The organism is Streptomyces sp. SID4985 (assembly GCF_009863025.1).
Taxonomy (GTDB): Bacteria; Actinomycetota; Actinomycetes; order Streptomycetales; family Streptomycetaceae; genus Streptomyces.
In genome coordinates this window covers 1-17,791 of sequence record NZ_WWIR01000460.1, presented here as the reverse complement: position 1 = coordinate 17,791, position 17,791 = coordinate 1, and the positions used below count along the sequence as shown (strand labels likewise).

Here is a 17,791-nt window from a genome sequence, read left to right as displayed (position 1 = left end):
CCATGTCCGTGGTGCGGGCGAGGGCGCCGCGGGCAAGGGCGCTGCGGGCGGAGGGCGCTGCCCCGTTACGCCGCCGCCTCCTGGGCCGTCTCACGCCCCGCCCCGGCCGCAGCGAGACGGCTCAGGGCCTCGTCGCGGCCGCAGGGATGGGCGCCCAGGGAGACCTGGCGGGTGACGATCACGCGCTCGGTGCGCATCAGGCGCCAGCCGCGCCGCAGCAGGAACGGCACCGACTTGCGGCCCTCCTTCAGATCGCGCAGGAAACGGCGCCGGAAGGTGGTGAGCGGGCCCCGGGTCAGACACAGCGCGTCGGCCAGCACGCCCAGTTCACGGCAGCGCTCCACGATCTCCGCCGCGAAGATGCCCTCGGCGACGAACAGCGGCGTACGGCCGATGTCGAGGGTGTCCTCGCCGGTACGGGCGCTGCGCGAGATGTCGTACACCGGCACCGGCGTCGAACCCGTCGCGCACAGGCGGGTGATGGCCGCGACGGCCACGTCCGCGTCCCAGGACAGCGGATGGTCCCAGTCGATGTCCGCACTTCCGTCCACCAGCGGCAGTGTCGGGTCCTCGCCCTCCTTGTAGAAGTCGTCGAGGCGCAGGACGGGCAGCCCGGAGAGGGCGGCGACGAGTGACTTGCCCGAACCCGACGGGCCGCACAGCAGCACCACACGGGCGGGGGACGGGGGATGGATGCTCACGGAACACCAGTTTGACGCATGGTGGCGCCGTTGCCGACCACGCGGGTCGGCTTTGGAACGTGCGTCACACCTCAACTACCCTACGTGTCGACCGCATTACCCCGCGCACCCGAAGGTGGCACCAGCGATGGCCCGACACTCCGCACCCCGGTCCTCCCGGAACCCGGCCCGGCGCGCCCTGATCGCCCTCGCGACGGCCGGAGCGGCCCTCGGCGCGGGCGCGGCGACGGCCCACGCCGACGCGTCCGCCCCGCTCGTGGACCTGCCGTCCCGCCCGACCTCCCTCGGCAAGGTGGACCCGCAGGCCGGCCTCTCCGCCCTCACCACCACCCTCGGCTACGCCACGGGCCCGATCGCCGGCCTCAAGCCCAACCCCCTCGCGGGCACCGGCGTCGACCCACTGAACAACGGCATCGGCACCCAACTCGCCGACTTCAAGCCGCTCACCTCCCAGGCCCTGACCGCGCCCATCGCCGAGGCCCAGTCCTTCGGCCACATCCCGGTCGTCGGCCAGGTCCTCGGCGTCCTCGGCGCGGGCACCCCGCAGGGCTGACCGGACCCGGCAACACGGCGAGCCGCGCCGCCCCCGCCTCGTGGACGGGGGCGACGCGGCTCGTGCGCGTAAGGAATGTACGGAGGTCAGGCGGGGGTCAGTACGAGGAACCCGCCGCGCCCAGCGCGCCCGTCGGGTGCCAGACCGTCTTCGTCTCCAGGAACGCCGTCATGCGGTCGATGCCCGGGGTCGCGGTGTGGTCCACAGGCTGTGGACGCAGGACGCGCTTGAGGTTGTCCGCCGCCGCGATCTCCAGGTCCTTCGCCAGGTCGGCGTCGGCGCCCGCGAGGTCGATCGCGTTGACGTCCTGGTGCGCGGCGAGCGACGGGGCGATCTCCGCCGTCCTGCCGGACAGGATGTTGACGACACCGCCGGGCACGTCGGACGTGGCCAGCACCTCGCCGAGCGACAGCGCGGGGAGCGGGGACTTCTCGCTCGCGATCACGACCGCCGTGTTGCCCGTCGCGATCACCGGGGCGATGACCGAGACCAGGCCGAGGAACGAGGAGTCCTGGGGGGCCAGTACGGCGACCACGCCGGTCGGCTCCGGGGAGGAGAGGTTGAAGTACGGGCCCGCGACCGGGTTGGCGCCGCCGACCACCTGGGCGATCTTGTCGGTCCAGCCCGCGTACCAGACCCAGCGGTCGATGGCCGCGTCCACGACCGCCGCCGCCTTCGCCTTCGACAGGCCCTCGGCCTCGGCGACCTCGCGGACGAACTGGTCCTTGCGGCCCTCCAGCATCTCCGCGACGCGGTAGAGGACCTGACCGCGGTTGTACGCGGTCGCGCCGGACCAGCCGCCGAACGCCTTGCGCGCGGCGACGACCGCGTCACGGGCGTCCTTGCGGCTCGACTGCGGTGCGTTCGCGAGCCAGTTGCCCTTCGTGTCGGTCACCTCGTACACCCGGCCGCTCTCGGAACGCGGGAACTTCCCGCCGACGTACAGCTTGTAGGTCTTGAAGACACTCAGTCGCTGCTGCTCGGTCTTGTCCGTCTTCTCAGACATCGAGGTACGCCTCCAGGCCGTGGCGACCGCCCTCGCGGCCGAAGCCCGACTCCTTGTAACCGCCGAACGGCGAGGTCGGGTCGAACTTGTTGAACGTGTTGGACCAGATCACGCCCGCGCGCAGCTTGTTGGCGACGGCGAGGATCCGGGAGCCCTTCTCGGTCCAGATGCCCGCCGAGAGGCCGTACTGCGTGTTGTTCGCCTTGGCGACCGCCTCGTCCGGCGTGCGGAAGGAGAGCACCGACAGGACCGGGCCGAAGATCTCGTCACGGGCGATGGTGTGCGCCTGGGTGACGTTGGTGAACAGCGTCGGGGCGAACCAGTAGCCGGAGGAGGGGAGTTCGCAGGCCGGGGACCAGCGCTCGGCGCCCTCGGCCTCGCCCTTGTCGGCGAGCGCGGTGATACGGGCCAGCTGCTCGGCGGAGTTGATCGCGCCGATGTCGGTGTTCTTGTCCAGCGGGTCGCCCAGACGGAGGGTCGACAGGCGGCGCTTCAGCGACTCCAGCAGCTCGTCCTGGATCGACTCCTGGACCAGCAGCCGCGAGCCCGCGCAGCAGACCTGGCCCTGGTTGAAGAAGATGCCGGTGACGATGCCCTCGACGGCCTGGTCGATCGGGGCGTCGTCGAAGACGATGTTCGCGCCCTTGCCGCCCAGCTCCAGCGTGAGCTTCTTGTCCGTGCCCGCGACCGTGCGCGCGATCTGCTTGCCGACGGCCGTCGAGCCGGTGAAGGCGACCTTGTTCACGTCGGGGTGCGCGACCAGCGCCGCGCCCGCGTCGCCGTACCCGGGAAGGATGTTGACGACACCCTTGGGCAGGCCCGCCTGGCGGCAGATGTCCGCGAAGAACAGGGCGGACAGCGGGGTGGTCTCGGCGGGCTTGAGGACGACCGTGTTGCCCGCGGCGAGCGCGGGGGCGATCTTCCACGCCAGCATGAGGAGGGGGAAGTTCCACGGGATGACCTGGCCCGCGACGCCCAGCGGACGGGGGTTGGCGCCGAAGCCCGCGTGGTCGAGCTTGTCGGCCCAGCCCGCGTAGTAGAAGAAGTGCGCGGCGACCAGCGGGAGGTCCGCGTCGCGGGTCTCCTTGATCGGCTTGCCGTTGTCCAGCGTCTCCAGGACGGCCAGCTCGCGGCTGCGCTCCTGGATGATGCGGGCGATGCGGAAGAGGTACTTGGCGCGCTCGGAGCCGGGCAGCGCCGACCACTTGGCGAACGCCTTGCGGGCGGCCCTGACCGCGCGGTCCACGTCGGCCTCACCGGCCTGCGCGACCTCGGAGAGCACCTCCTCGGTGGACGGGGAGACGGTCTTGAAGACCTTGCCGTCGGCCGCCTCGGTGAACTCGCCGTCGATGAACAGGCCGTAGGAGGGGGCGATGTCGACGACCGAGCGGGACTCGGGCGCCGGTGCGTACTCGAAAAGGGAACCCATGGTGATCAGTCCACCGTCACGTAGTCGGGGCCGGAGTAGCGGCCGGTGGCCAGCTTCTGACGCTGCATCAGCAGGTCGTTCAGGAGCGAGGAGGCGCCGAAGCGGAACCAGTGGTTGCCCAGCCAGTCCTCGCCCGCGGTCTCGTTGACCAGAACGAGGAACTTGATCGCGTCCTTGGTCGTCCTGATGCCGCCCGCGGGCTTCACGCCGACCTGCGTGCCGGTCTGGGCGCGGAAGTCGCGCACCGCCTCCAGCATGAGCAGGGTGTTGGCGGGGGTGGCGTTGACCGCCACCTTGCCGGTGGAGGTCTTGATGAAGTCCGCGCCCGCCATCATGCCGAGCCAGCTGGCGCGGCGGATGTTGTCGTACGTGGACAGCTCGCCGGTCTCGAAGATGACCTTCAGGCGGGCGCTGGTCCCGCAGGCCTCCTTCACGGCGGTGATCTCGTCGTACACCTTCAGGTAGTCGCCCGCGAGGAACGCGCCCCGGTCGATGACCATGTCGATCTCGTCGGCGCCCGCGGCGACGGCGTCACGCACGTCGGCCAGCTTCACGGGGAGCGCGGCGCGGCCGGCCGGGAAGGCGGTGGCGACCGAGGCGACCTTGACGCCGCTGCCGGCGACGGCCTCCTTGGCGACGGCCACCATGTCGGGATAGACGCAGACGGCGGCGGTCGTCGGGGTCGTCCGGTCCGTCGGGTCCGGGTGGACCGCCTTGGCGCCGAGCGCCCGGACCTTGCCGGGGGTGTCCGCGCCTTCCAGCGTCGTCAGGTCGACCATCGAAATGGCGAGGTCGATGGCGTACGCCTTCGCGGTGGTCTTGATGGATCGGGTGCCGAGGGCGGCGGCGCGCGCCTCCAGGCCGACCGCGTCGACGCCGGGCAGCCCGTGGAGGAAGCGGCGCAGCGTGCTGTCGGACGCGGTGACGTCGGCGAAAGCTGTCGCGGGGGAGAGGGGGGCACCGCCCTGTTCGAGCGAAGCCGAGAGCTTGGGGGAGGTGGGCATGGTCACCAGACGAGCATATCTACGCGCGTAGCGGCTGTATACCCCCGGAGCGGGACGTAAAGGTGCCGGTACAGATCACGGTTGGGCGCCGGTTTCGGCACCGGCCGCGGGCGAGGCGGACATGTCGTGCACAATCGGGGCCATGACGAGCCCGCAGCAGCAGCCCACCGCGCCTTCGGCGCCCGCCCACAAGGACTGGGCGCACCGTTCGACGATGGGCATCGGCGGCGGGCTCCTCCTGTGCGCGATCATCGGCTGGCTGGGCATCGACGCGCTGGTCCACGGCGACGGGCGCACCCCCTGGCTCGCGCTCGCCGGGATGCTCCTGGTGCTGCCGATCGTGATCGCCTTCACGCTGCGGCCCGCCGTCTTCGTGAACGAGCAGCGGCTGCGTGTCCGCAATCCCTTCCGCGTCATCACCCTGCCCTGGGGGAAGGTGTCGGGCCTGCGTTCCGGCTACTCCAACGAGGTCTTCTCCGACGCCGGTACCAAGTACCAGCTCTGGGCCATCCCGGTCTCCCTGCGCGCCCGCAAGCGCGCCAACCGCCAGCAGGCCCGGCTGCAGATGGAGGCCGCCGGTATCACCTCCCGCCCCGGCGGCTTCGCCTCCGCCTTCACCGCCCCGCGCCCCGGCGACTCGGACGAGCCCACCCGCGCCGCGACCGACAAGATCATGGACGACCTCCGCGAACTCCACGAGGGCCACGCGGCCGTCGCCCAGGGCGAGGTCACGATCCGCTGGGCCTACGAGATCCTGGCCCCCGCGCTGGTGGGCGCGATCGCGCTGGCCGTCCTGCTGGCGACGGGCTGACCCGGCGCCCGCATGTGGCTCCCGGCCGACCCGCCCGCACTGATCGAGGCCGTCCGCATCACCGACCCCCTGGGCCAGTACCGCGCGGACGACCTCACCGGTGATCTCGTCGCCCTCTGGGAGGACGACAGCGCGCCCACTCTGATCCGCGCCCTCCCGCCCGGCGACCTCCACCGCTGCTTCGTCCCGGGCTGGGGCATCCGCGCCCACGGCACGGACGGTCCCCTGTACCAAGTCGCCTTCTGTTACGACTGCCACGGCGCCCGCCTCTGGGGCCCGGCCGTCCCCGCCGACCGCGCGGGCATCCACGGCTTCGACGCCGGGAGCGCCCCGGCCCGCGAGCTGCTCGGGCGCTTCCGGTCGAGCGCAGGAGGGCTCTGACCGGGCGTCTCGCCCGGTCAGGCCCCTGCCACTAGTCGTCGAGGTACCGATACCTCGCGTCCGCCGGAGTGACGAAGAGCCGGCCGTCCCGGATCTGCCACTCGGTCATGCCGTCGACCTCGTGGCTGACGAGGAACAGGCCCAGGACGCGGTCTCCGTCGTCGTCGGACGCGGGGATCCGGGCGATCTCCTCGATCTGTGCGGTGAACCAGCCCAGGGCCGAGTCGCGGATGTCGCCCCCGAAGAAGACGTAGTAGGTCCAGTTGACGTGCCGACGGGGTGCTCCCCAGCAGTGCGTGTAGTGGAGGCCGTCGTCATGGGCGGCGATGATCTCCTGGACCGTGGCGAGCTGCGGCTCGTCGCACTCCAGCCACCCTCTGACCGATACGTAGACGCCCATGCGCGGCCCCTCCTCACACCTTGTAGTACAGGTCGAACTGCCGGTCGCTCCCCGAGTTGTTCGTGATGCCGAAGCTCAGCCGGGGTGAGCCGGAGCCGGTGTGGATGGCCATGCCCTCCGGCTCGCGGGGGTTGGCGGCGGCGTCGGCCTCGGAGTGGGTGCTGGCGATGTAGCCGGTGGTGGGGTTGTTCTGCGTGCCGTTGAGGTCGAAGGACGTGGTGTGGATCGCCCACTTGTCCGTGCCGGTCAGGGTGTCGGACGCCGTGCCGGTGCGCGGGTCGCCGTCGAGCATGTACACGTACTGGCCGTACGAGGTGAAGCCCTGGAAGGTCGCCTCCTCGGCCGTGGGTGTGCCGTCGGCGGCGTACTTGTACAGCGTCGGCTGCTGGATGCGGGCCAGCGGGGTGGGCAGCGGCTTGTCGGTGTTCGCGGTGGCGACGGCCGCCGCGAGGTCGTACGCCGCGAACCAGTGGGCCGAGTCCAGCGCGTAGCGGATGAGCAGAATGCCGTGGTCCACGTCCACCGAGGGGGTCATGGAGGTGGCCGCCGGGTCCGGTGAGCCGAAGCGCTGCACGGCCGGATGGCTCGTCCACAGCACCGTGCGGTCGGCGAAGGCGAAGCGGACGAACTCCTGCCCGAAACCGGTCCGTCCCGTCCCCGCCTCGGTCCAGACGTACGCCGGGGAGCCGCTCTTCGCCGGTTCGACGCCGAGCGAGACGCCGTGGCCGAAGCCCAGCAGATACATGTAGCCGGTGACCGCGCCCGTGGACAGGTCGTGACGGGTCAGACAGAGATCGCCCGACTTGTCGTGGTCGCCGGCGCCGATCGACGAGGTGACGGCGGCCTGGCTGCCCGAGCGGAGGTAGGCGACCTGGCTCGCGCCCGCGATCTGGAGGGTGTACAGGTGGCCGTTGACCGAGTCGAAGGCGATGCCCTGCAGGGTGGTGGAGCTGTCCTGGTTGCCGACGCCCGTGAGCCAGCGGGTGGACCCCGCGGCGACGTCGATCAGTGCCGTACCGCCCGGAACGTTCGCGGGGTTCACGGCGGGCTCGGCGGCCGCGTCCTGAGCGGGCAGCGCGAGCGCGGCGGCCGCGCCCACGGCGACGCCGGTGCCGCCGCGCAGGAGGTTGCGGCGGGTCATGTTCATGGTCATGTCGGGGACTGTAACCGCAGGTCCGGCGGCAACCCGGAAGATTTTCCTCGCACTTGACGAGGGCCCGCCTCCCCCGGGAGACGGGCCCTCGATGTCGTACGGACGGGATCAGATCCCCGCCGCCTCCGACAGGTCCCGCTTGATCGCGGTCAGCAGGTCCGTCGCCCTCGTCCGGACCGACGGCAGGTCGGCGTGGGCGGCGACCGGGAGGACGACCTCCAGGTAGCACTTGAGCTTGGGCTCGGTGCCGCTGGGGCGGACGATGACGCGGGCGCCGTCCAGCGTGTAGCGCAGGCCGTCCGTGGGCGGGAGGGTGGCGGTGCCCCGGGTCAGGTCCTCCGCGGAGGTGACCGTCAGCCCGGCCAGCACGGTCGGCGGCTGCTCGCGCAGGCGGCGCATGGCGTCCGCGATGACCGACAGGTCCTCCACACGGACCGAGAGCTGGTCGGTGGCGTGCAGGCCGTACGTCACGGCGATGTCGTCCAGGAGGTCGGTCAGGGTCCGGCCCTGCTCCTTCAGCTCCGACGCCAGCTCGGTGATCAGCAGCGCGGCCGTGATGCCGTCCTTGTCGCGCACGCCCTCGGGGTCGACGCAGTAGCCGAGCGCCTCCTCGTACCCGAAGCGCAGGCCCTCCACGCGGGCGATCCACTTGAAGCCCGTCAGGGTCTCCTCGTAGGGGAGCCCGGCCCGCTCCGCGATCCGGCCGAGCAGCGAGGACGAGACGATGGACTCCGCGAACACGCCCCGCGCGCCCCGGCGCACCAGGTGCTCGGCGAGCAGCGCGCCCACCTCGTCGCCGCGCAGCATCCGCCAGTCGGCGCCGTCGCGCACGGCCACCGCGCACCGGTCGGCGTCGGGGTCGTTGGCGATCACGAGGTCCGGGTCCGTCGCGCGGGCCGCCGCGAAGGCGAGGTCCATCGCGCCGGGCTCCTCCGGGTTGGGGAAGGCCACGGTCGGGAAGTCCGGGTCGGGCTCGGCCTGTTCGGCCACCAGCACCGGCTCCGGGAAGCCCGCCCGCGCGAACGCCGCGAGCAGCACGTCCTTGCCGACGCCGTGCATCGCCGTGTAGACGGTACGGGCCGTGCGCGCCGAGTCCTTCGCCAGCACCGCGTCCGTACGGGCCAGATACGCGTCCAGGACCTCGTCGCCGAGGATCTCCCAGCCGGACTCCGGGCGCGGTACGTCGGCCAGGGCCACGACCGCGTCGATCTCGGCCGCGATCTCCGCGTCGGCGGGCGGGACGATCTGGGAGCCGTCGCCGAGGTACACCTTGTAGCCGTTGTCCCGGGGCGGGTTGTGGCTCGCGGTGACCTCCACGCCCGCGACCGCGCCGAGGTGCCGTATGGCGTAGGCGAGGACGGGCGTGGGCAGCGGACGGGGCAGTACGGCCGCGCGCAGCCCGGCGCCGGTGATCACGGCGGCGGTGTCCCGCGCGAAGTCGGCCGACTTGTGCCGGGCGTCGTAGCCGATGACGACCAGGCCGTCGGTCTGGCCCTTGGCCCTGAGATACGCGGCGAGACCGGCGGCGGCGCGGATCACGACCGCGCGGTTCATCCGCATCGGGCCCGCGCCCAGCTCGCCGCGCAGCCCGGCCGTACCGAACTGGAGCGTGCCGCTGAAGCGCGCGGCCAGCTCGTCGGTGTCCCCGGCGTCGAGGAGCGCGGCCAGCTCCGCACGGGTCTCGGGGTCGGGGTCCTCGGCCAGCCACGCCTGGGCCCGCGCGATGAGTTCGTCCTGCACGTCGTCCTGCACGTCCTGCACCTCGGGTGAACCTCTCTCTCGATCTGTCCGCTGCCGCCCTGTGCTACAGCCGGTTCAGCACCTGTCCCAGCAGCTCGCCCATGTGCGCCGCCGAGTCGCGGCCCGCCTGGAGGACCTCCTCGTGGTTCAGGGGCTCGCCGGTCATGCCCGCGGCGAGGTTGGTGACCAGGGAGATGCCCAGCACCTCGGCACCCGCCTCGCGCGCGGCGATGGCCTCCAGGACCGTGGACATGCCGACCAGGTCGGCGCCGATGACACGGGCCATGCGGATCTCGGCCGGGGTCTCGTAGTGCGGGCCGGGGAACTGCGCGTAGACGCCCTCCTCCAGGGAGGGGTCGATCTCCTTGCACAGGGCGCGCAGGCGCGGCGAGTACAGGTCGGTCAGGTCGACGAAGTTGGCGCCGACGATCGGGGAGGTGGCCGTCAGGTTCAGGTGGTCGCTGATCAGCACCGGCTGGCCGGGGCGCATGCCCTCGCGCAGACCGCCGCAGCCGTTGGTCAGCACGATGGTCTTGCAGCCCGCGGCGACGGCGGTGCGGACGCCGTGCGCGACGGCGGCCACGCCACGGCCCTCGTAGTAGTGCGTGCGGCCCAGGAACACCAGGGCGCGCTTGGCGCCGAAGGTGTACGAGCGGATCTTGCCGCCGTGACCCTGGACGGCGGGCGGGGGGAAGCCGGGCAGCTCGGTCACCGGGAACTCGGCGTCGGGCGCGCCCAGGGCGTCCACGGCCGGGGCCCAGCCGGAGCCCATCACGAGGGCGACGTCGTGGGTCTCGGCGCCCGTGAGCTCGCGCAGGCGCGCGGCGGCGGCGTCGGCGGCGGCGTGGGGGTCGTCCGGAAGGAGAGATGCGTTCACGGCACGAGGGTAGCCGGTCTTCGCCTACGCGCGTAGATGACAGCGCCCACGGGAATGCGATCGTTGTCAGGAAGATTTCGGCGAACCGTGGGCAAACCGTTGATGAAGGGACGGGGGGCCCTTTGTGTGGCGGCTGGGAACCGGCTTGGCGGCGGGGCCGGGACCGGCTTGGCGGCGCGCCTGGCACCGGCTCGGTGGCGGGCCCCGGGACTGGTTCGGTGGCGGCCCTGGGACTGGCTCGGTGGCGGCCTGGGGACCGGCTCGGCAGGGCCGCTTGCGCAGCCCTCAGCAGGGTCGCTTGCGCAGCTCCATCACATAGTCGTGCGGGGCGCCCGCGGACTCGGCGGCGTCCGCGATCTCGCCGAGGTAGCGGGCGGAGGGGAGACCGCCCTCGTAGCCGTTGAGGACGTACACCCAGGCGGGTTCCTCGCCGTCCAGGGTGTGCACCCGGACCTTCAGGCGCCGGTAGACGTCGAGGCCGACACCCTCCCAGCGGTCCAGCGAGTCCTCGTCCATCGGCGCGATGTCGTACAGCCCGACGAAGACCTGCGCCCCGGGCTCCTCGACCAGTGTCGCGAGCGCGCCCTCCCAGCCGAGCTGCTCGCCGCCGAAGGTCAGCCGCCAGCCGTTCAGCCAGCCGGTCGCGCGCAGCGGGGAGTGCGGGGCGCGGCGCGACATCAGCCGCGCGTCGAGGTTGCCGGCGTAGGCGGCGTAGAGCGACATGGACAGAGGGTACGGCAGGGGGAGCGGGGGCCCCTGAAGCCGGAAGGGCGGCCTGATGAACGCCGCGCCTTGGTTGCCGGGGGGACCTGGCGTGTGCTTTTCGGGGCAGCAGGGATGGTTTGGGGGCGCGTTCCTTTCGGGTGGACGGCGGTCGGTCCCGGGGGTGCCCTTCTGCCGGGCTCGGGGATGCCGGTGTCCCTCCCGCCGGGCCTCGGGGGGCGGGGTGGCCGCCTCGGCGGCTGCGGGCTGCCCGGAACGCCTGGTGCGCGCCGCTGCGGGTCTGCCGGGAGGCGGGGTGGCCGTCCGCGCCGGATCGTCGGGGAAGCCGCCCGTGCCCCTGCCGGACCGTCGGAGGCGCGGTGTGCGCCGCCGCAGGTCCGTCGGGAGGCCGTCTCCCCGGATCGTCGGGGAAACCGGCCCGTCCCCTGCGGAACCGTCGGAGACGTGACGTACGGCTTTCGCGCTGCTCGGAGCGTCCGGGCGCGCGTCCCCCGCGGAGGTGCGGGGACGCCGGAGGGCCGTTGCCGCCGAACCGTCGGGGACTGCCCGCCCCCGCCGAACCGTCGGAGACCCTCGTGCGGGACAATGGGGTACGTGACTCGGATCGTGATCATCGGTGGTGGACCCGGCGGGTACGAGGCGGCGCTGACGGCGGCGCAGCTCGGCGCGGAGGTGACCGTCGTCGACTGCGACGGTCTGGGCGGGGCGTCGGTGCTGACCGACTGCGTCCCGTCGAAGACGCTCATCGCCACGGCGGAGGTGATGACCACGTTCGACTCCTCCTACGAGGAGCTGGGCATCATCGTCGCCGACGACACCCCGCACATCGAGCAGGCGGCCCGCGTCGTCGGCGTGGACCTCGGCAAGGTCAACCGCCGGGTGAAGCGGCTCGCGCTCGCGCAGTCGCACGACATCACCGCCTCCGTCACCCGCGCCGGTGCCCGCGTCATGCGCGGTCGCGGTCGCCTGGAGGGCATGCAGGCGCTCGACGGCTCCCGCAAGGTCGTCGTCACCGCCGCCGACGGCTCCGAGGAGACCCTCACCGCCGACGCCGTGCTCATCGCGACCGGCGGCCACCCGCGCGAGGTGCCCGACGCGCAGCCCGACGGTGAGCGCATCTTCAACTGGACCCAGGTCTACGACCTCGACGAGCTGCCGGAAGAGCTGATCGTGGTCGGCTCCGGCGTCACCGGCGCCGAGTTCGCCGGTGCCTACCAGGCGCTCGGCTCCAAGGTCACCCTCGTCTCCTCCCGCGACCGCGTGCTGCCCGGCGAGGACCCGGACGCCGCCGCCGTCCTGGAGGACGTCTTCCGCCGCCGGGGCATGAACGTGATGTCCCGCTCCCGCGCCCAGTCCGCCAAGCGGGTCGGCGACCGGGTGGAGGTCACGCTCGCGGACGGCCGTGTGATCACCGGTACGCACTGCCTGATGGCGGTCGGCGCGATCCCGAACAGCGCCGGGCTCGGCCTGGAGGAGGCCGGGGTCAAGCTGCGCGAGTCGGGCCACATCTGGACCGACCGGGTCTCCCGCACGACCGCCCCCGGTGTGTACGCCGCCGGTGACGTCACCGGTGTCTTCGCGCTCGCCTCGGTGGCCGCGATGCAGGGCCGTATCGCCATGTACCACTTCCTCGGCGACTCGGTGGCCCCGCTGAACCTCAAGACGGTCTCCTCGAACGTCTTCACCGACCCCGAGATCGCCACCGTCGGCTACACCCAGGCCGACGTGGACGCGGGCAAGATCGACGCGCGCGTGGTCAAGCTGCCGCTGCTGCGCAACCCGCGCGCCAAGATGCAGGGCATCCGGGACGGCTTCGTCAAGATCTTCTGCCGTCCGGGCACCGGGATCGTGGTCGGCGGTGTCGTCGTCGCGCCGCGCGCCTCGGAGCTGATCCACCCCATCTCGATCGCCGTGGACAACAACCTGACGGTCGAGCAGATCGCGAAGGCGTTCACGGTCTACCCGTCCCTGTCGGGCTCGATCGCGGAGGTCGCGCGGCAGCTGCACACGCGGAAGGCGGGCGCGGAGGGCTGAGAGGGCCCTTCTGTTTCTCCTGCTGGACACGGACTCCCCGCCGGGTGCGGGGAGTTCTCGTGTTTCCGGGGGTTTCCGACGGCACGGCGGTGTACGGCGGTTCCTATACCACCTCGGGCACCACGTTGCGAACAACTTCTGCTATTCGGCGCAAACTGCTGAAAGCAGACGGTCGTTGGGGTTACTGTCAGTTTCGTGTTCGCTGCAGAACGTCGTCAATTGATCCTCGAAATGGTGCGAGCGAATGGGGCCGTGTCGCTCCGTGAACTCGCCCGCGTCGTCCAGACCTCCGAAGTGACCGTACGGCGGGACGTGCGCGCGCTGGAGGCAGAAGGACTCCTCGACCGCCGGCACGGCGGTGCGGTGTTGCCGGGCGGGTTCACGCGAGAGTCCGGCTTCCCGCAGAAGTCCCATCTCGCGACCGCCGAGAAGACGGCCATCGCCGACCTCGCGGCGGGGCTCGTCGAAGAGGGCGAGGCCATCGTGGTCGGCGCCGGTACGACCACGCAGGAGCTGGCCCGCAGACTGGCCCGGGTACCCGGGCTGACCGTGGTCACCAACTCCCTGCTGGTGGCCCAGGCGTTGGCCCATGCCAACCGGGTGGAGGTCGTCATGACCGGGGGCACCCTGCGGGGCTCCAACTACGCCCTCGTCGGCTCCGGTGCCGAGCAGTCCCTCCAGGGGCTGCGCGTCTCCAAGGCGTTCCTCTCCGGGAGCGGTCTCACCGCCGAGCGCGGGCTGTCCACGTCCAACATGCTGTCGTCCTCCGTCGACCGGGCGCTCGTCCAGGCGGCCGCCGAGGTCGTGGTCCTCGCGGACCACACCAAGCTCGGCACCGACACCATGTTCCAGACCGTCCCGACCGAGCTGATCACCCGCCTGGTCACCGACGACCCGCCCCCGCACGACGACCGCGCCGCCACGGAACTCCAGGCGCTCGCCGATCAGGGGGTGCAGATCGTCGTGGCCGGGGGGAACGGGGCGAACGGAGCGCCGGGGGGTGAGCCGGGGCCTGCGGCCACTCCCCGCCAGCGGGCCCTTCCCGGCCCCCGCCGGGGACACCCTACGGCCGCACTGCGGTCGGCCTCCGGCCTGAGCGAGGGGCGCGTCGCTGATCTTCGGCGACGGTAGGCTTCGCCGATTCAGCGGGGGGTTCGTTGTCGGGTGCGGGTGCGTGGTGGCTTGTCGCGCAGTTCCCCGCGCCCCTGGGGTGGTTGGCGTTGAGTCGCCTGTGCGGGTCCGTCTTGGCCTCTCGCGCAGTTCCCCGCGCCCCTGAGGGGTGGCTCGCGTTCGCGTTTTGTCTCTCGTGTTTGCGTGAGACGGGGGACGCCCGGCCGAGGCCGGGCGTCCGTGGTGAAGCGGGGTTTCAGTCCTTGATCTCGCAGATCGGGGCGCCCGAGGTGATCGACGCGCCGACCTCCGCCGTCAGGCCCTTGACGGTGCCGGAGCGGTGGGCGTTGAGGGGCTGTTCCATCTTCATGGCTTCGAGGACGACGACGAGGTCGCCTTCCTTGACCTCCTGGCCCTCCTCGACAGCGATCTTGACGATCGTGCCCTGCATGGGGGAGGCGAGGGTGTCGCCGGAGGCGACGGGGCCGGACTTCTTCGCCGCGCGGCGCTTCGGCTTGGCGCCCGCCGCGAGGCCGGTGCGGGCCAGGGACATGCCGAGCGAGGTCGGGAGGGAGACCTCCAGGCGCTTGCCGCCGACCTCGACCACGACCGTCTCGCGGCCCAGCTCCTCCTCGGCCTCCGCGTCGGCGGGGGCGGTGAAGGGCTTGATCTCGTTGACGAACTCGGTCTCGATCCAGCGGGTGTGGACCTGGAAGGGGTCCGAAGAGTCCGTCAGTTCGGGGGCGAACGCCGGGTCACGGACCACCACGCGGTGGAACGGGATGGCCGTGGCCATGCCCTCGACCTGGAACTCGTCCAGCGCGCGGGCGGCCCGCTCCAGGGCCTCCTTGCGGGTGCGGCCGGTGACGATCAGCTTGGCCAGCAGGGAGTCCCACGCCGGGCCGATGACCGAGCCGGACTCCACGCCCGCGTCCAGGCGGACACCGGGACCGGACGGCGCGTCGAAGCGGGTGACCGTACCGGGGGCGGGGAGGAAGCCCCGGCCCGGGTCCTCGCCGTTGATGCGGAACTCGAAGGAGTGGCCGCGCAGCTCCGGGTCGCCGTAGCCCAGCTCCTCGCCGTCGGCGATGCGGAACATCTCGCGCACCAGGTCGATGCCCGCGACCTCCTCGGTCACCGGGTGCTCGACCTGGAGCCGGGTGTTGACCTCCAGGAAGGAGATCGTGCCGTCCTGGCCGACCAGGAACTCGCAGGTACCCGCGCCCTCGTACCCGGCCTCCTTCAAGATGGCCTTGGAGGCGCGGTACAGCTCCGCGGTCTGCTTCTTGGAGAGGAACGGCGCCGGGGCCTCCTCGACCAGCTTCTGGTGACGGCGCTGGAGCGAGCAGTCACGGGTGGAGACGACGACCACGTTGCCGTGCTTGTCGGCCAGGCACTGGGTCTCCACGTGCCGCGGACGGTCCAGGTAGCGCTCGACGAAGCACTCGCCCCGGCCGAAGGCCGCGACGGCCTCGCGGACCGCCGAGTCGTACAGCTCGGGGACCTCTTCGAGCGTGCGGGCCACCTTCAGACCGCGACCGCCACCGCCGAAGGCGGCCTTGATCGCGATCGGCAGCCCGTGCTCCTTGGCGAAGGCCACGACCTCGTCGGCCCCGGAGACCGGGTCCGGCGTACCGGCGACCAGCGGGGCACCGGCGCGCTGCGCGATGTGCCGCGCGGCGACCTTGTCCCCCAGGTCCCGGATCGCCTGCGGCGGCGGGCCGATCCACGTCAGGCCCGCGTCCAGCACGGCCTGGGCGAACTCGGCGTTCTCCGAGAGGAAGCCGTAGCCCGGGTGGATGGCGTCCGCGCCGGATTCCCGGGCGGCGTTCAGGACCTTCTCGATGTCCAGGTAACTGGTGGCCGGAGTGTCACCGCCCAGGGCGAACGCCTCATCCGCGGCCCGGACGTGCAGAGCGTCCCGGTCCGGGTCGGCGTATACGGCCACGCTCGCGATCCCGGCGTCCCGGCAGGCCCGGGCTACGCGGACAGCGATTTCGCCACGGTTGGCGATGAGCACCTTGCGCACGATTGAGGCTCCCTCCTTGAAACAAGCCGAGTTTAGGGACTGCCGACACGGCACTACGACCCGTCCCCAATGGTGAGCTTGCCCACACGGAGCGTGATGCGAGGCCCACTCGTTCCACGAAAGCCCATGTCGCACCTGGGTGCGCAGGACTCCACCGGAAAACCCTAGCCCTGTCATGTGGCCAAGGTCTCTGTGAAAGCGTGCTGCGGGCCACGCGGTTTCTTTGTGGAGTCCCTACGAATGGCCCAATGATTCTTTGCGGCGGCACCGCCCCTTGTCCTCCGCTTTACCCTCCGCCGACCCCTCCCGGCCGGCCGTGACCGGATGTACCGTTCGCGGTTGACCCGAACTTACTTCGGGTAACAGAAGTTCTGTTCGGACTTGGGTCGAGAGTGGGTGGGGGCCGGTGGTGCGCAGACCGGTGGCATGGATCGTGACGGTCGTCCTCCTGGCCGAGGGCTGCGTCATCGCGGCGTTCAACTGGTTCCTCGGCATGGTCGCCGACCGCCAGAACATGTCGCTCGCCGGAGTCGACCCCGATCTGATGTCGGTGTCCTCGAAGATCGGCGGCGTGGTCTTCGGGCTCTACTTCGCGCTGTGCGCGCTCGTCGCCCTGCTGGTCGCGGTGCGCGACCGCGCCCCGGCCGGGTTCGGCCGCGTCCTGCTCGTCAGCGCCGCCGTGGTGCACGCCCTGCTGGGCGCCGCCGCCTTCGCCCTCACGGACCCCGCGGTGTTCGTGACGCTGATGGTGACCTTCGCCCTGCTCGTCCTGCTCCTGATGACCTACGACGCGGAGCCCGCGCCCCAGGCGGTGGACGGCGGCGACCCCGGCAAGGGCGGGGACGGTACGGCGACTGCCGAGGCCGCGCCCCAGGCCCCGGCGCCCGTCATCCCGGCGCCCCGCACGGAGGACAGGCCGGGCCGCGCCCCGTTCACTCGGACGGCGCCCACAACTCCGTGATGCCGACGCCCAGTTCGGCAAGGAGCTTGCGGACCAGGGGCAGGCTGATGCCGATCACGTTGCCGTGGTCGCCGTCGATGCCCTCGATGAACGGCGCCGAACGGCCGTCCAGCGTGAACGCCCCGGCGACGTGCAGCGGCTCGCCCGAGGCGACGTAGGCGGCGACCTCCTCGTCCGAGGGCTCGCCGAAGCGGACCACCGTGGAGGCGGTCGCGGACACATACCGCTTCGCCGTCGTGTCCCACACACAGTGCCCGGTCTGGAGCACCCCGGCCCGGCCGCGCATCGCCTTCCAGCGGGCGGTGGCCTCCTCGGCGTCGGCGGGCTTGCCGAGCGCCTGCCCGTCCAGCTCCAGGACCGAGTCGCAGCCGATCACCAGCGCGCCCTGCACCTCGGGCTTCGCCGCGACCACGGACGCCTTCGCCTCGGCCAGCGCGAGCGCCAGCTCCGCCGGGGTGGGCGCGGTGACGGCGTCCTCGTCGACCCCGCTGACGATCACCTCCGGCGCGAGACCGGCCTGCCGCAGCAGGCCGAGCCGGGCGGGGGACTGGGAGGCGAGCACGAGACGGCGCGGCTGGTCGGTCATGCCGTCAGCCTAGCGCCGCCCGGCGGCTCACCTCAGACCGATCACGATCATCGTCAGCACCATCGCCAGGGCCACGAAGAGACCGAGCCGCCTGAGCTTCTCCTCCATCCGGCGGAGTTCCTCGGGCGGCTCGTTCTCGGGGTCTGACCACAGCATGGTCCCCAGGGTGCGGCGCGGGTGCGCGGGGCGCCTGAGTACGCGTACTCACCTTGCCCCGCGGCTCAGCTCGGCCAGTAGGTGCGGCTCCAGGACACCGGTCCCGGCTGCGGCAGCCGCCGCCCCGCGATCCGGGC

At 72.0% G+C, this 17,791-nt stretch carries 18 protein-coding genes; 6 read left to right on the top strand and 12 right to left on the bottom strand.

Annotation, left to right across the window (positions count from 1 at the left end; translation table 11 throughout):
* Positions 1-65 precede the first annotated feature (65 nt).
* Positions 66-701 carry a uridine kinase gene (locus tag GTW40_RS20180; protein WP_343245746.1) on the bottom strand — a complete coding sequence of 212 codons (636 nt, stop codon included), beginning with the start codon at positions 699-701 and terminating at the stop codon, positions 66-68.
* A 127-nt stretch (positions 702-828) separates the two neighbouring features.
* Between GTW40_RS20180 and GTW40_RS20175 the strand changes: the two genes are divergently transcribed.
* The gene (locus GTW40_RS20175) at positions 829-1,254 is read left to right on the top strand and encodes a hypothetical protein (protein ID WP_161181593.1); all 426 of its coding nucleotides are present in this window, start codon (positions 829-831) and stop codon (positions 1,252-1,254) included.
* Between the two features lie 97 nt (positions 1,255-1,351).
* Here GTW40_RS20175 and GTW40_RS20170 read toward each other — a convergent pair whose 3' ends face one another.
* The 3 genes from GTW40_RS20170 to deoC are packed head-to-tail and all read right to left on the bottom strand — an operon-like array spanning position 1,352 to position 4,693.
* Complete coding sequence (locus tag GTW40_RS20170; protein WP_161181592.1) at positions 1,352-2,260, bottom strand: aldehyde dehydrogenase family protein; 909 nt, start codon at positions 2,258-2,260, stop codon at positions 1,352-1,354.
* The gene (locus GTW40_RS20165; RefSeq protein WP_161181591.1) at positions 2,253-3,689 is read right to left on the bottom strand and encodes an aldehyde dehydrogenase family protein; all 1,437 of its coding nucleotides are present in this window, start codon (positions 3,687-3,689) and stop codon (positions 2,253-2,255) included. Before GTW40_RS20165 ends, GTW40_RS20170 begins: the two co-directional genes overlap by 8 nt.
* Before the next feature lie 5 nt (positions 3,690-3,694).
* Positions 3,695-4,693 (bottom strand): deoxyribose-phosphate aldolase, encoded by a 999-nt coding sequence (deoC, locus tag GTW40_RS20160; protein ID WP_161181595.1) that lies wholly within the window; start codon positions 4,691-4,693, stop codon positions 3,695-3,697.
* Positions 4,694-4,835: 142 nt separating this feature from the next.
* Between deoC and GTW40_RS20155 the strand changes: the two genes are divergently transcribed.
* Together GTW40_RS20155 and GTW40_RS20150 are read left to right on the top strand one after the other, a co-directional pair.
* Positions 4,836-5,504, top strand: coding sequence for a PH domain-containing protein (locus tag GTW40_RS20155; RefSeq protein ID WP_161181590.1), 669 nt, complete (start codon positions 4,836-4,838; stop codon positions 5,502-5,504).
* A 12-nt stretch (positions 5,505-5,516) separates the two neighbouring features.
* Positions 5,517-5,885, top strand: a complete 369-nt coding sequence (locus GTW40_RS20150) for a hypothetical protein (protein ID WP_161181589.1) — start codon at positions 5,517-5,519, stop codon at positions 5,883-5,885.
* Positions 5,886-5,916: 31 nt separating this feature from the next.
* Here GTW40_RS20150 and GTW40_RS20145 read toward each other — a convergent pair whose 3' ends face one another.
* The 5 genes from GTW40_RS20145 to GTW40_RS20125 all read right to left on the bottom strand — a co-directional run bounded on the left by GTW40_RS20145 (position 5,917) and on the right by GTW40_RS20125 (position 10,778).
* The gene (locus GTW40_RS20145; RefSeq protein ID WP_161181588.1) at positions 5,917-6,285 is read right to left on the bottom strand and encodes a hypothetical protein; all 369 of its coding nucleotides are present in this window, start codon (positions 6,283-6,285) and stop codon (positions 5,917-5,919) included.
* Positions 6,286-6,298: 13 nt separating this feature from the next.
* Entirely contained in the window at positions 6,299-7,438 is a 1,140-nt protein-coding gene (locus tag GTW40_RS20140; protein ID WP_161181587.1) for a hypothetical protein, read from the bottom strand.
* Positions 7,439-7,546: 108 nt separating this feature from the next.
* Complete coding sequence (locus GTW40_RS20135) at positions 7,547-9,178, bottom strand: phospho-sugar mutase (RefSeq protein ID WP_161181594.1); 1,632 nt, start codon at positions 9,176-9,178, stop codon at positions 7,547-7,549.
* A gap of 64 nt (positions 9,179-9,242) precedes the next feature.
* Entirely contained in the window at positions 9,243-10,055 is an 813-nt protein-coding gene (locus GTW40_RS20130) for a purine-nucleoside phosphorylase (protein WP_161181586.1), read from the bottom strand.
* Between the two features lie 285 nt (positions 10,056-10,340).
* Entirely contained in the window at positions 10,341-10,778 is a 438-nt protein-coding gene (locus GTW40_RS20125; protein ID WP_161181585.1) for a gamma-glutamylcyclotransferase, read from the bottom strand.
* A 585-nt stretch (positions 10,779-11,363) separates the two neighbouring features.
* Here GTW40_RS20125 and GTW40_RS20120 point away from each other — a divergent pair.
* Positions 11,364-12,812 carry an NAD(P)H-quinone dehydrogenase gene (locus GTW40_RS20120; protein WP_161181584.1) on the top strand — a complete coding sequence of 483 codons (1,449 nt, stop codon included), beginning with the start codon at positions 11,364-11,366 and terminating at the stop codon, positions 12,810-12,812.
* Positions 12,813-13,007: 195 nt separating this feature from the next.
* Positions 13,008-13,943: a DeoR/GlpR family DNA-binding transcription regulator gene (locus tag GTW40_RS20115; protein WP_161181583.1), complete on the top strand. Its 936-nt coding sequence runs from the start codon at positions 13,008-13,010 to the stop codon at positions 13,941-13,943.
* A gap of 235 nt (positions 13,944-14,178) precedes the next feature.
* Here the strand turns inward: GTW40_RS20115 and GTW40_RS20110 are convergent, their stop codons facing one another.
* Positions 14,179-15,951 carry a biotin carboxylase N-terminal domain-containing protein gene (locus GTW40_RS20110; RefSeq protein WP_161181582.1) on the bottom strand — a complete coding sequence of 591 codons (1,773 nt, stop codon included), beginning with the start codon at positions 15,949-15,951 and terminating at the stop codon, positions 14,179-14,181.
* A 421-nt stretch (positions 15,952-16,372) separates the two neighbouring features.
* Between GTW40_RS20110 and GTW40_RS20105 the strand changes: the two genes are divergently transcribed.
* A complete protein-coding gene (locus GTW40_RS20105; protein WP_161181581.1) occupies positions 16,373-16,912 on the top strand; it encodes a hypothetical protein in 540 nt (179 codons plus the stop codon).
* On the opposite strand, the gene GTW40_RS20100 is transcribed toward GTW40_RS20105, so the two are convergent.
* Together GTW40_RS20100 and GTW40_RS33570 are read right to left on the bottom strand one after the other, a co-directional pair.
* Complete coding sequence (locus tag GTW40_RS20100) at positions 16,884-17,498, bottom strand: nucleoside triphosphate pyrophosphatase (RefSeq protein ID WP_161181580.1); 615 nt, start codon at positions 17,496-17,498, stop codon at positions 16,884-16,886. The two genes, GTW40_RS20105 and GTW40_RS20100, sit on opposite strands and share 29 nt — an antisense overlap.
* Before the next feature lie 27 nt (positions 17,499-17,525).
* Entirely contained in the window at positions 17,526-17,654 is a 129-nt protein-coding gene (locus GTW40_RS33570; protein ID WP_272919024.1) for a hypothetical protein, read from the bottom strand.
* Between the last annotated feature and the right edge of the window lie 137 nt (positions 17,655-17,791).